Genomic DNA, 13,172 nt, shown 5'->3' on the forward strand with positions numbered 1-13,172 from the left:
CGGTCAGTAGCCAGCCGGGCCGCTCGCGTCGAGGGACGCGAGGAACCCGGCCGCCTGCGCACGCGTCGCCTCACGGTCCGCCTCGGACTGTTTCGCCCAGTTCCGATACGGCATCGCCAGCCGGTTGTTCCGCCCGAGCTTGTCCTCGTGCCGCGCGAGGAAATCCCAGTACAGCGCGTTGAACGGACACGCATCGGGCCCGATCCGCTGCTTCACGTTATACCGGCACGTCCCGCAATAATCGGACATCCGGTCGATATACGCGCCCGACGAGATATACGGCTTAGACCCCAACAAGCCGCCATCGCCGAACTGGCTCATCCCCAGCGTATTGGGCAGCTCGACCCATTCATACGCGTCGACATACACCTCCAGATACCAGAGGTGCACCTTGGCCGGGTCCGCGCCGATCAGCAGCGCAAAATTGCCCGTCACCATCAACCGCTGGATATGGTGCGCGTGCGCGGTCTCCAGCGTCTGGCCGATCGCCTCCCGCAGGCAGTGCATGTCGGTCTCGCCGGTCCAGTACCAGCCGGGCAGCTCGCGGTGGTGATCGAGGAAGTTGCGCTCGACATAGTCCGGCCCCTCGCGCCAGTAGATCCCGCGCATGTATTCACGCCAGCCGATGATCTGGCGAATATACCCCTCGACCGCGTTCAATGGCGCTCGACCGGCGCGATATTCCGCTTCCGCGCGCCGGCACAGGTCGAGCGGATCGAGCAGCCCCGAATTGATGTAGGGCGACAGGATCGAGTGCCACAGGTGCCGCTCGCCGGTGAGCATCGCGTCCTCGTAATCGCCGAACTGCGCCAGCGCGTGCTTGAAGAAGTTCGCCGCCTGCCGCTCCGCATCCTTCGCGGTCACGGCGTATTCGAACCCGTCGAGGCTCCCCGGATGCTCGGCGAACCGCTCCGCCACCAGCGCCAGCACGTCCTTCGTAATCGCATCCGGCGCGAAGACTAGCGGGCGCGGCATCAGCAGGTCGTTCTTGGCGGGCTTGCGGTTCTCCTTGTCGAAGTTCCAGCGGTCGCCCTCGGGCTTGCCGGCGGTCATCAACAGCCCGGTGCGCGTCCGCATCTGGCGATAGAACCATTCCATCGTCAGCGACTTGCGCTCCGCCGCCCAGGTCTCGAAATCGGCATGGCTGGCGAGGAAGCGGTCGTCGCTGCGGATCTCGACCGGGATGCCGAACAGCGTCTCCCAGCTTTCGAGCATCGCCATCACGCGCCACTCGCCGCCCTCGGTGACGACGATCCGATCCGGGTCATGCCGCTCGACCGCGCGCGCGATCTCGCCGGTGAAGCTGCCTGCATTATCGGGGTCGTCGAGCTGCGTGTATTCTACCGTCCACCCGGCCTCGCGCAGCGCCTCGGCGTGGTGCCGCATCGCCGACAGGATATACGCGATCTTGCGCTTGTGGTGACGGACATAGGTCGCCTCCCCGTCGACCTCCATCATCAGCACGATCGCGGTTTCAGGATCACAGTCCCGCAGCGAGGCGAGGTCGATCGTGAGCTGGTCGCCGAGGATCGGTACGAGTGTGGTTTTCTTGCGCGTCATCGCATCCTACATGGCGGCACATGACCGCTCCCCAGAACCCATTGCATCTCGGCCAGAACAGCGCCCTCCCCGCCTCTCCAGAAGAGGCCGTGCTCGATTATGTTCCGAACCCGCGCCCGGGCCGGACGTATCTCGTGCGGTTCGCGGCGCCCGAGTTCACGTCGCTGTGCCCGGTCACCGGCCAGCCCGACTTCGCGCATCTCGTCATCGACTATGTCCCCGGCGAGACGATCGTCGAGTCCAAGTCGCTCAAGCTGTTCCTGAGCAGCTTCCGCAACCATGCCGGGTTCCACGAAGACTGCACCGTCGGCATCGGCGAGCGCCTGTTCGACGAGATGAAGCCGGTGTGGCTGCGCATCGGCGGTTACTGGTATCCGCGCGGCGGAATCCCGATCGACGTGTTCTGGCAATCGAGTGCACCGCCGCACGATCTGTGGCTGCCGGACCAGGGAGTCGCCTCTTATCGCGGTCGCGGATGAGGCACGCGCAAAACCGGTTTGATCTGGGTTGATAGTATTGCCGTGCTGCACTGCAGTATGTGATGAAACTTTATGCTACCTGAACCGTTCAAATGGATGCGCGACCGGGTTTTCCCAGAAGTGCGCGCTCAAACGAGGGACAGGGTATGGTGAAACCGGCGGACGGTGGGAATATCGCGCGACTGGCGCTGATCGGTAATTTCCTGCCGAGACAGTGTGGCATCGCCACCTTCACGACCGACGTTTTCACGGCCATGCGCGCGCGCTTCCCCGAGATCGCCGTCGACGTCTACGCGATGGACGATCACCCCGGCAAATACGATTATCCGGCCGAAGTCACAGGGACGATCCCCGAGCCTGATCTGTCGTCATACATCGACACCGCACGGAAGATCGAGGCCAGCGGCGCGCAGGCGATCTGGCTCCAGCACGAATACGGCATCTTCGGTGGCCCGGCAGGCGAGCACATCCTCGCACTGCTCGATCGCACCACGCTGCCCGTCATCGTCACGCTGCACACGATCCTCGAAAAGCCCAACGCCGACGAGCGTCGCGTGCTCGAGGGCCTGCTCCGTCGCGCCGCTCGCGTGATCGTCATGGCCGAACGTGGTCGCGACATCCTCCAGCGTGTCTACGGTGCCAATTCGCGCCAGATCGTCATGATCCCGCACGGCGTGCCCGATCGCGACCTGCTCGATCCCGCCGTGCTGAAGGACAAGTTCGGCTGGGAAGGGCGGAAAGTCATGCTGACGTTCGGCCTGCTCGCGCCCAACAAGGGGATCGAGACGGTCATCAACGCGCTCCCTGCGGTGATCGCGAAGCATCCCGACCTGCTGTACGTCGTGCTCGGCGCGACCCACCCGAACCTCGTCGCGTACGAGGGCGAGAAGTACCGCGACAAGCTGAAGGCGCTCACTGCCGAGAAGGGCGTCGCCGACAACGTCTCGTTCGTCGATGCCTTCCTCGAGCATGGCGAACTGCTCGATTATCTCCAGGCGTCGGACGTCTATGTGACTCCGTACACAAACCCCGCGCAGATCACGTCGGGCACGCTCAGCTACGCGATCGGCGTCGGCAAGCCCGTCATCTCGACGCCGTACGTGCACGCGACCGAGATCCTCGCGGATGGTCACGGTGTGCTCGTGCCCTTCGGCGATGTCGATGCGTTCGCGCGCGAGATCGATGCGCTGATGTCGAACGACCGCGATCGCAACCGTCTGGCCGAGCGTGCCTATGCGCGCGGCCGCACGATGATCTGGCCGAAGCTCGCCGAAGCGATGATGACGGAGATCCGTGCGATCGTGGCGGCGCGCCCTTTTCGCCTCGCCAAGGTGCCAGCCCCGCTGAAGCAGCTGACGCCTGATTTCGCCGCGGTCGAGCGGATGAGCGATTCGACCGGCATGCTCCAGCATTCGATCTACTCGATTCCCGATCGTCGCCACGGCTACTGCATCGACGATAACTGCCGCGCGCTGATGTTGATGAGCGCGATACCGGGTCTCGACGACGTGACACGCGACAAGTGGATGACGATCTACGCGTCGTTCGTGCAATACGCCTGGAACCCGGACACGCGCCGGTTCCGCAACTTCATGAACTTCGATCGCACATGGTGCGAGGATTCGGGGTCGGAAGATTCGAACGGCCGCACGCTCTGGTCGCTCGGCGTCACCGCGCGCGATGCGCAGGCCGCCAAGCACCGCGACTGGGCGACCGCGATGTTCGATTCGACCGCGTCGATGGCATTGGAACTCGGCTCCTTGCGCGCGCAGGCGTTCGCGATGCTCGGCGCGGCGGCGATGCTGGAAGCCAAGCCCGGTCACCAGCTGTCGCTGTCGATCCTCGAAGCCTTCCCCAAGGTCCATCTCGACCTGCTCGCCAAGGCGCGCCGCCCCGAGTGGCAGTGGTTCGAGATCGTCCTTGCCTACGACAATACGCGCCTTCCGCAGGCGCTGATCCGGGCAGGCCAGGCGCTCGGGCGTCAGGACCTGATCGACTGCGGCCTCGCCACGCTCGACTGGATCGTCGCCAAGCAGACCTCTCCCGAGGGCCGTTTCCGCGCGGTCGGGTCGGAGAGCTTCAACCGACCCTATGCCGAGCCGTTGCAGTTCGACCAGCAGCCGCTCGAAGCGCAGGCGACCGTCGACGCGTGCGCTGCTGCGTACGACGCGACCGGCGACGTGCGCTGGCGTGACGAGGCGTTGCGCGCCTACGGCTGGTTCCTCGGCGTCAACGACCTCGACCTGCCGCTCGCGAGCGTAGCGGACGGCGGTTGCTATGACGGCCTGATGCCGACCGGGCTCAACCGAAACCAGGGTGCCGAGTCGATTTTGGCGCTCCAACTCGCAAGCTGTGCGATTTCAGGGGTATCAAAGGCAGCGCAAAGCGTGGCAGGAGCGGCGCGCGTCGTCGCCTAGCCACGCTAGTGACAGCCTGACAGGCGACGGTGCGCTGAGTGGAACGACGCGGGGCACTGCTACGATGGATCTGTTCAACCACCAGCTGCGGCTGCACGCGGACCCTTCGCGTGTCGTCGTGCGGCCGTTCCATATCGCCTGGGGCGGTCATGGCGGCGCACCGAGCCGCACCGAGCGGCTCGTCGGCGAAGTGCTGGAAATGTCGCCCGCACAGGCGCGCGCGCAGCTCGAGGTCGTGCTGAAGGATTTCGAGGCGCGCCACTGGCAGACGCGCCGCGTGTTCATGACGCGCTACGACCAGATCGAGGACATGCTCGGGCTGAACGGCGCGGAGATCGGCGACGAGAAACGCCAGTTGATCGGCGCGTATTTCTGTCACGAATACAGCTATGCCGCCGCCGCGCTGATGAACCCTAGCGCGGTGCCGCATTTCGACCAGTCGGGCATGCCGCCGGGCTCGATGCGTATCCTGATGTCGCTGCGCGCGGTCGGCGAGGGTCACATCTCGTCGGTGGCGTTCCGCGAGGGCATCATCACCTGCGAAAACCAGATGAAGCTTGCGCCGGAACCCCCGTTCGCGACCGCGACCGATGCGGTCGGCAGCGGCGAGGACGAGATGCCGATCGGCCCCGTCACCGTCTACCGCCACCGCGACAGCACGCTGAGCGGCACGGTGATCTTCCCGATCACGCAGGCGCAGTCGAAGGGCCTCGAGGATCTCCGCATCGTCCGCTTCCAGCACGAGGACGGCGATTACGAGTGGATCGGCACCTACACCGCGTATAACGGCTCGGTGATCCAGTCCGAACTGATGCGCACCCGCGACTTCCGCGCGTTCGACCTCGTGCCGATGACCGGCCCCGCCGCGCGCAACAAGGGCATGGCGCTGTTCCCGCGCAAGGTGAACGGCCAGTACATGATGATCGGCCGGCAGGACGGTGAGAACCTCTTCCTGCTCAAGTCGGACACGCTGACCGACTGGGACGACGGCGAGAAGATCCTGACGCCCGAATATCCATGGGAACTGGTGCAGATCGGCAATTGCGGCCCACCGATCGAGCTCGACGAGGGTTGGCTGCTGCTGACGCACGGCGTCGGCGCGATGCGGAAGTATTCGATCGGCGCGGTGCTGCTCGACAAGGACGACCCGTCGAAAGTGATCGGCCGGACGAGCCAGCCGATCCTGGCCGCGAAGGATCAGGACCGCGAGGGGTATGTCCCCAACGTCGTCTATAGCTGCGGTGCGTTGAAGCACGGCGACACGATCTTCATGCCGTACGGGATCGCGGACAGTTCGGTGGGCTTCGCGTTCGTGCCGATCAAGGACATGCTTGCTGCGATGAAGTGACGGGGCGTCAAGACGGACGCCATCCTTCTCCCACGCGTTAGCACCACCCCGGCATTAAGCCGCCACCCCGGCGGAGGCCGGGGCCCAGTTGGCAAGGCTGTAGTGACGAAGCGCATTGCTCAATTAGCAACGCCCCCCAACTGGGCCCCGGCCTCCGCCGGGGTGGTACGCTAGAACAGAGCGCATCTCCTGCTCCTTGTTCTCCCGCGAAGGCGGGAGCCCAGTCTGGATCCCCGCCTTCGCGGGGAAACAAACTCTCTACTCCCTCTCCCCTCGGGGAGAGGGAAGGGGCCCGCCCGGCGCTTACCGGGTGGGAAGGGTGAGGGCACGTGCCTAGCGCGAAGCCGCCATCGTCCGCCGGTACATCACCCAAGTCAGCACCGCGAACAACAGCGTCCCGCCAACCAGCGCCACGCTCGCGAACCCATCGCCAACCAGCGCCAGCGGCGTCTCCTTGTTGGTCAGATACACAATCCCCGCAAAGCCAACGCCCCACAGCGACTCCCCGACGATCATCCCCGTCGCAGTGAGCACCCCCATCCGCTTGGCAAGCTCAGGATCCCGAGCCCGGTCCGCCCAACGATCATACGCAAACCCCACGACCGCCCCGATCGTAACCGGCAACGTCACCGACATCGGCAGATACACCCCGAGCCCAACCCCCAGAGGCGGCAACCGCAGCTTCCCTGCCTTGCCCAGCAGTTCGTCGACCGCGATCACGACCACGCCGGTCAGCGCCCCATACCCGATCATAGCCCAGTTCAGGTTCCCCCCCAGCACGCCCTTCGCCAGCGCCGAGATCAACGCCGCCTGAGGTGCCGCCAGCGCATTCGGCCCCGCCCCCGGCGCACCGGCAAACCCGAGCGTGCTCCCCAGCAGGTTCAACACCGGCGGCACCACGATCGACCCGAACACCACGCCGATCAGCAACGCCACCTGCTGCTTCCACGGCGTCGCGCCGACCAGCTGCCCGGTCTTCAGATCCTGCAGGTTATCATTCGAGATCGTCGCGATCCCGAACACGATGCCCGTCACGATCAGCCCGTAGGCGACCAACGCCTGCGTCGTCCCCGGCTCGACCGCGCGACCGAACCACGACACCAGCAGAATCGACGCCGCGAGGATGGCGAGGATGCCGATCCCCGACACCGGCGAGTTCGATGCACCGATCAGCCCCGCCATGTACCCGCACACTGCCGCGATCACGAGGCCGATGACGAGGATGAACACGAGGCTCCCCGCGATCAACCCGATCGCCGACGCCTCCAGCGGCCCGCCCTGCAACACGGTCCAGAGCAGGATGCCGATCGGCACCAGCATCGCCAGCGAGCCGATCCCGACGATCCCGATCGGAATGTCGCGCTCTTCGAGAGCCAGTACTTCGCCGCCCCGCTTCGCCGCCGACGCCGCGAGAGCCGAACGGACGCCGCCGACGACCGGCCCGGCAATCTTCAACAACGTCCAGATCGCCGCGACGCCGATGACGCCAGCGCCGAAGAAGCGGACGTCCGAGCGGAACACGGTGTTGGCGATCACCTCCGCGGTCCCAGTGACGCTGCCGCCTGAGGTCAGGATCGGCAGCAATATCCACCAGCCGATCACCACGCCCGCGAACATCGCCATGCCGACCGAGATACCGACCAGATGCCCTGCGCCGAGCAACGCGAACGACAGCCCTCCCGAGATCCCGGTCGCGCCTGCACCGACGCGGAACCACGTCGCGGCCTCCGCGGCGGCGAGCTTGGTCTGCGTCAGGATCGCGAACCCGGCCGAGACGACCGCGTTGGCGACGATGATGCCGAGCCCGCGCGCACTCTCCTCGCCGCCTTCGCGACTACCTGCGCCGACCTTCAGCACCTCCGCCGCCGCGCGGCCTTCCGGATACGGCAGCACGGTGTCGACGACGAGCGCACGACGCAGCGGCACCGAGAACAGCACGCCGAGCACGCCGCCGAACATCGTGATCGCCGCGGTGGTGAAGAATGGGAAGCCCTGCCACCAGCCGATCATCACGAGGCCGGGCAGCACGAAGATGATCGCCGCGAGCGTGCCCGCGGCGGACGCGATCGTCTGGACGATGTTGTTCTCGAGGATCGTCGAATCCTTGAACAGCCGCAGCACCGCCATGGATATGACCGCAGCCGGGATCGACGTCGCGAACGTCAGCCCGATCTTGAGCCCGAGATACACGTTGGCCGCAGTGAACAGCAGCGTGATGATCCCGCCGAGCACGATCCCGCGGAACGTCAGTTCGCGCATGCTGGTCTCGGGGCCCGTGTCGGTTACGCCCCGCGTCGCGTCGGTCATCTGGTCAGCCTCAAAGCAATTCGGGCGACTTGTGACATGATGTGGGGCGTGAGGAAACCGTATCGACCGTCACTAGTGTGTTCTCCCGCGACGGCGGGAGTCCAGACTGGGCTCCCGCCTTCGCGGGAGAACAAGGAAGGGCGGGCTGACCTCGCCCAACCCGCAACCCAAACCTACCGCGTTGCCATCCGCCGCGCGAAATGCACCTCGACCGCCCGCGTCACGCTCTCCGCGATCCGGTGCCGCCCCTCTTCGCTGTCCAGGAACGCCGCGTCCTGCGGGTTCGAGATATACCCCGTCTCGAACAGGATCGACGGCATGTCCGGCGCCTTCAGCACCATCAGCGACGCCATCCGGTGGAAGTTCGCCTTCAAAGGCATCAACGGCTTGGCCTCCCGCCCGAGCAGCCGCGCGAACGTCGCCGACGCGTTCATCGTCTCGCGCTGCGTCAGGTCGATCAGGATCGACGACACGTCCGCGGGCGCCTCGCCGAGGTTCACGCCGGAGATCACGTCCGCCTTGTTCTCGCGCGCCGCCAGCCGCGCCGCTTCCTTGTCCGACGCCACCTCCGACAACGTGTACGCCGTCGCCCCGGTCGCGTTCTCGGAACCCGTGCTGTCGCAATGGATCGAGATGAACAGGTCACCCTTGAGCCGCCGAGCAACGCCGTACCGCTCGCGCAAGATCAAATAGCGGTCGTCGTTCCGCGTCAGCGCCACGCGCACCCGCCCCGACGCCAGCAACTCGTCGCGGATCGCCTTAGCGACCTTCAGCGTCACGTCCTTCTCGCGCAGCCCGTTCGGCCCGATCGCGCCCGGGTCGACACCGCCATGTCCCGCATCAATCACCACGAGCGGCCGCGTGTCGTCGCCCTGCACGCGCGGCAGTTTTATGCCCCGCGCCTTGGGCGGCACCGGCACCGACACCTTGTACTTGGGCCGCGAGCCTGCGCCGAAATTGAACGGGAAGAAATTCAGCGGCCCGGCGATCCCGGCTTCCGCGAACTGATCGTAATCGACCGTGCGCAACGCCAGCGTCAGCTCCCGCCCGTCGGAGTCGAACCCGCCGTCGGTGACGATCGCCGGCTCGGCCAGATCGAACACCATCCGCATCCCCGATCGCCCGCTGCGCATCTGCGTGACACCAGTCACCAGACCGCGCCCCAACACCTCCCGGCCCGGTGTAGCGCCCGACACGTCGACGGCGATCTGGCGCGGTCCGGTGAGCACGCGGCTGGCGGCATCGCCGACCGCCTCGTCGAAGCGAATGACGATCCGCCCGTCCCGGATCGCGACGCTCTGCACGGTCGCGGCCCAGGCGGGAACGCTCGCCAGCCAGCCGGCGATGAGGGCGATGACCGTCAACACCTCGCGTCCTTGCCGTGCGGCCCTGCCGCCGGTCCAGCGAAAACCCATGCTACACCCCTTTGATCGATACATCCGATCTCTGTGAGCGAGCGATAGCGCCTCGCATCACAAGACGCGGTTGCGCAGTGCGGTTAATTTGCCGTTTGCCATGTATTTGCCGGCAAGGCTCTGCCGCCCCGGCAAGTCTGCGCCTCGCTGCCCCGAATTCGAGCCGAAACGCCCACGAAAGCGACGGTTCCGGGGCCAGTTGCGGGATCGGGTATGCAGTGCTAGTCCTGTCGTACAGCCGTGTGTCGCCTGGATTTTACCAGCGACGCGCCGGTCTCGACGCCCGCCAGCGGATTCTCGCCGGCGCGGCAATTCAGGTTGACGCTCGAATGATGCATTCCCCCCGCCCCGCACTCCGACCGGCCTTCGCCGACGGACTCGCGGTCGTGCGGGCGCCGCAGGGAGAGTTCCCGCGGCATGCACTTCGCGCAGAGGCAGTTTCGCACACCATCCGCGAGTCCGGGCGTCCGTGCCCGACCGCACCACCATCAAGCGCGCGACGGCTGCCGACAGGCCCGGCGCGCGCGCGGAGAATTTACAATGACAACGCGCATGCTGATCGACGCACGCCACCGGGAAGAGACCCGGATCGCAGTCGTCAAGGGTAACCGGATCGAGGAATTCGATTTCGAGAGTGCCGAACGCAAGCAGCTCAAGGGCAATATCTACCTCGCCAAGGTCACGCGGGTCGAGCCGTCGCTCCAGGCGGCGTTCATCGATTACGGCGGCAATCGCCACGGCTTCCTCGCGTTCAGCGAGATCCACCCCGATTACTACCAGATCCCCAAGGAAGATCGCGACGCGCTGCTCCGTGAGGAAGCCGAGCACGCCGCCGAGGAAGCCGCCCTGCGCGCCGACTACGATTCGGACGACGAAGAGGGTGACGACGAGGACGACATCGAGCGCTTCGAGGACGATGGCGGGGTAGATCCCGACGTCGCCGAGGAACTCGAAGGCGGCGAAGCGGGCGAAGCCCCCCGTCGCAAGCGCAAGCCGAGCGCCGACGATGCCGCGGTCGAGGACCTGCGCGAGCGTCGCATGAACCTGCGCCGTCGCTACAAGATCCAGGACGTGATCCATCGCCGCCAGGTGCTGCTCGTCCAGGTCGTCAAGGAGGAGCGCGGCAACAAGGGCGCGGCGCTGACCACGTACCTGTCGCTCGCCGGTCGTTACTGCGTGCTGATGCCGAACACGTCGCACGGCGGCGGCATCTCGCGGAAGATCAGCAACGCGGGCGATCGTAAGCGCCTCAAGACGATCATGGCCGACATGCAGTTGCCGCCGTCGATGGGCTGCATCGTCCGCACCGCGGGCCTCCAGCGCTCGAAGGTCGAGATCAAGCGTGACTTCGATTACCTCGCCCGCCTGTGGGACGGCATCCGCGAAGCCACGCTGAACGCATCGGCCCCCGCGCTCGTCTACGGCGACAGCGACCTGATCAAGCGGGCGATCCGCGACATCTACAACAAGGAAATCGAAGAGGTCATCGTCGAGGGCGAGGACGGCTATCGCCAGGCGCGCGAGTTCATGCGCCTGCTGATGCCGACGCACGCGCGGCGCATCAAGCATTACGCCGACCCCGTGCCGCTGTTCCAGCGCGCCGGCGTCGAGGATCAGCTTGCCGCGATGTACCACCCCGTCGTCCAGCTGAAGTCGGGCGGCTACCTGGTCATCAACCCGACCGAAGCGCTCGTCTCGATCGACATCAACTCGGGCCGCTCGACGCGCGAGCACAGCATCGAGCAGACCGCGACCGCGACCAACCTCGAGGCGGCTCAGGAAATCGGCCGCCAGCTCCGCCTGCGCGACATGGCCGGGCTCGTCGTCATCGACTTCATCGACATGGATAACAATTCCAACGTCCGTAAGGTCGAGAAGGCGATGAAGGAGGCGCTCAAGAACGATCGCGCGCGCATCCAGATCGGCCGCATCTCGTCGTTCGGCCTCATGGAAATGAGCCGCCAGCGCCTGCGCACCGGCGTGCTCGAAGCGTCGACCCGCGCCTGCCCGCATTGCGAAGGCACCGGGCTGGTTCGCACCGCATCGTCGTCGGGCATCTCCGCATTGCGCCTGATCGAGGACGAGGCCGCCCGCGGTCGCGGTTCGCTGCTCACCCTGCGCGCGAGCCAGGAAGCCGCGGTCTACATCCTCAACCGCAAGCGTGCCGACATCGCCGAGATCGAAGATCGCTACGGCGTGATCGTCGAGATCATCCCCGGCCAGGACGAGGAAGGCGCGCACATGACGGTCGAGGCCAGCGGCCCACCGCCCGCGCACGCGCCGAAGTTCGTCCAGATCATAGAGGAAGACGAAGACGACCTCCCCGAGGAGATCGAGGACGAGATCGAGGAAGAGGAAGTCGAGGAGGCCGAAGCCGAGCAGCCGCGTCGTCGTGAGGGGGGTCGCGAGCCCCGCGAAGGCAATGGCGAGCAGCGTGCGCCGCGTGAGGCTCGCGATGCGGATGGTGAAGGCGGCAAGAAGCGCCGCCGTCGTCGCGGTCGTCGCGGTCGTGCACGTCCCGGCGAGGAAGGTGCAGCAGAGGGCGTCAACGAGGACGGCACGTTCGAGGACGCCGACACCAACGTCGAGGAGATCGACGAGGTCGAGGGCGACATCGTCGAAGTCGGCGGTGGCGAAATGGTCTCGGCTGGTGCGCCATCCGAGCAGGCCAATGGCGCAGAGGGCGAAGGTCGTCGTCGTCGCGGTCGTCGGGGACGTCGTGGCGGTCGTCGCAACGAGCAGGGCGCCGAGAACGGCCAGTCGGTGGCCGTCAGCAGCGTCGACGATGCCCAGCTGATCGCCGAGGCTCCCGAGCCGGAAGCGTATGAGCCGGTCGAGTCGACCTATGCCGAGCCGCCTTACGAACCGGCGTTCGAACCGGTCGTCGAGGAAGCCCCGGTCGCGGAAGTCGCCGAGGGTCCGAAGATGCGCCGTCGTCCGCGTGCCCGTGCGGCAGCCGCAGCGGCGAACATCGCCGAGGCGGTGGCCGACGCAGCACCAAAGGCTCGTCGTGGTCGCAAGCCACGTGCGGTCGAGGCGGAAGCCGAGACGGTTGCACCGGAGCCAGTGGTTCCCGAGCCGATCGCTCCGGAGCCCGTCGCTGCCGAGCCGGCTGCACCGAAGCCCGGTCGTCGCCGTCGCGAAGCGGTTGCGGAGGCGACGACGGACGAGGTGAGCGCAACGCCCGCCGAGACGATCGAAGCGTCGGCGCCGAAGCCCAAGCGTGCGCGTCGCAAGGCGTCGGACGCGGTGGTCGAAGCGCCAGCGGTGGAAGCGCCGGTCGTCGAGGAAGCGCCAGCCAAGGTCGCCAAGCCCCGCGGTCGTCCGCGCAAGGCAGCCGTGGTCGACGCAGGCGATGCCGCTCCGACCAGCGAACCCCTCGCCGAGCCGATCGCAACCACCCCGCCCAAGGCCGAAGTCCAGCCCCAGGACGTCGCGACCTCGGACACCAACGACGGCGCCAACGACGACCCCGACGGCGCCCCCCGCCGCGGCTGGTGGCAGCGCACCTTCGGCTAAACCCGGACGCCGAGACCAAAGAACGGGCGCGACCGAAAGGCCGCGCCCGTTTTCGTTTGTGGGAAGCGATCCTCCGGCAGCACGATATCCGTGAGCGCCCAATGCCTCACGTGGCGAACGAGAAAAG

At 66.5% G+C, this 13,172-nt stretch carries 7 protein-coding genes; 4 read left to right on the forward strand and 3 right to left on the reverse strand.

Translation table 11 applies throughout. The annotated features are described in order from the left end of the window. Nucleotides 1–3: 3 nt before the first annotated feature. Nucleotides 4–1,560, reverse strand: a complete 1,557-nt coding sequence (locus AC59GX_RS07435; protein WP_426279713.1) for a cryptochrome/photolyase family protein — start codon at nucleotides 1,558–1,560, stop codon at nucleotides 4–6. A gap of 20 nt (nucleotides 1,561–1,580) precedes the next feature. Between AC59GX_RS07435 and queF the strand changes: the two genes are divergently transcribed. From queF to AC59GX_RS07450, 3 genes are all read left to right on the forward strand, one after another. Then, the gene (gene queF / locus AC59GX_RS07440; RefSeq protein WP_120301343.1) at nucleotides 1,581–2,039 is read left to right on the forward strand and encodes a preQ(1) synthase; all 459 of its coding nucleotides are present in this window, start codon (nucleotides 1,581–1,583) and stop codon (nucleotides 2,037–2,039) included. A 146-nt stretch (nucleotides 2,040–2,185) separates the two neighbouring features. Then, nucleotides 2,186–4,456, forward strand: coding sequence for a glycosyltransferase family 4 protein (locus AC59GX_RS07445; protein ID WP_426279714.1), 2,271 nt, complete (start codon nucleotides 2,186–2,188; stop codon nucleotides 4,454–4,456). A gap of 64 nt (nucleotides 4,457–4,520) precedes the next feature. Then, nucleotides 4,521–5,804, forward strand: a complete 1,284-nt coding sequence (locus AC59GX_RS07450) for a glycoside hydrolase family 130 protein (protein ID WP_056051630.1) — start codon at nucleotides 4,521–4,523, stop codon at nucleotides 5,802–5,804. Nucleotides 5,805–6,137: 333 nt separating this feature from the next. Here the strand turns inward: AC59GX_RS07450 and AC59GX_RS07455 are convergent, their stop codons facing one another. Beyond that, the gene (locus AC59GX_RS07455) at nucleotides 6,138–8,111 is read right to left on the reverse strand and encodes an OPT family oligopeptide transporter (protein ID WP_243645455.1); all 1,974 of its coding nucleotides are present in this window, start codon (nucleotides 8,109–8,111) and stop codon (nucleotides 6,138–6,140) included. A gap of 173 nt (nucleotides 8,112–8,284) precedes the next feature. Next, complete coding sequence (locus AC59GX_RS07460) at nucleotides 8,285–9,526, reverse strand: N-acetylmuramoyl-L-alanine amidase family protein (RefSeq protein ID WP_426279715.1); 1,242 nt, start codon at nucleotides 9,524–9,526, stop codon at nucleotides 8,285–8,287. Nucleotides 9,527–10,066: 540 nt separating this feature from the next. Here AC59GX_RS07460 and AC59GX_RS07465 point away from each other — a divergent pair. Continuing rightward, nucleotides 10,067–13,045 (forward strand): Rne/Rng family ribonuclease, encoded by a 2,979-nt coding sequence (locus AC59GX_RS07465; protein ID WP_497301404.1) that lies wholly within the window; start codon nucleotides 10,067–10,069, stop codon nucleotides 13,043–13,045. Nucleotides 13,046–13,172 lie beyond the last annotated feature (127 nt).

The sequence above is a fragment of the Sphingomonas sp. 320_CC genome, assembly GCF_059691795.1.

Excerpts from the sequence above, each read along its gene's own strand:
- AC59GX_RS07435 (WP_426279713.1), bottom strand. The coding sequence starts at position 1,560 with ATGACGCGCAAGAAAACCACACTCGTACCGATCCTCGGCGACCAGCTC.
- queF (WP_120301343.1), top strand. The coding sequence starts at position 1,581 with ATGACCGCTCCCCAGAACCCATTGCATCTCGGCCAGAACAGCGCCCTC.
- AC59GX_RS07445 (WP_426279714.1), top strand. The coding sequence starts at position 2,186 with ATGGTGAAACCGGCGGACGGTGGGAATATCGCGCGACTGGCGCTGATC.
- AC59GX_RS07450 (WP_056051630.1), top strand. The coding sequence starts at position 4,521 with ATGGATCTGTTCAACCACCAGCTGCGGCTGCACGCGGACCCTTCGCGT.
- AC59GX_RS07455 (WP_243645455.1), bottom strand. The coding sequence starts at position 8,111 with ATGACCGACGCGACGCGGGGCGTAACCGACACGGGCCCCGAGACCAGC.
- AC59GX_RS07460 (WP_426279715.1), bottom strand. The coding sequence starts at position 9,526 with ATGGGTTTTCGCTGGACCGGCGGCAGGGCCGCACGGCAAGGACGCGAG.
- AC59GX_RS07465 (WP_497301404.1), top strand. The coding sequence starts at position 10,067 with ATGACAACGCGCATGCTGATCGACGCACGCCACCGGGAAGAGACCCGG.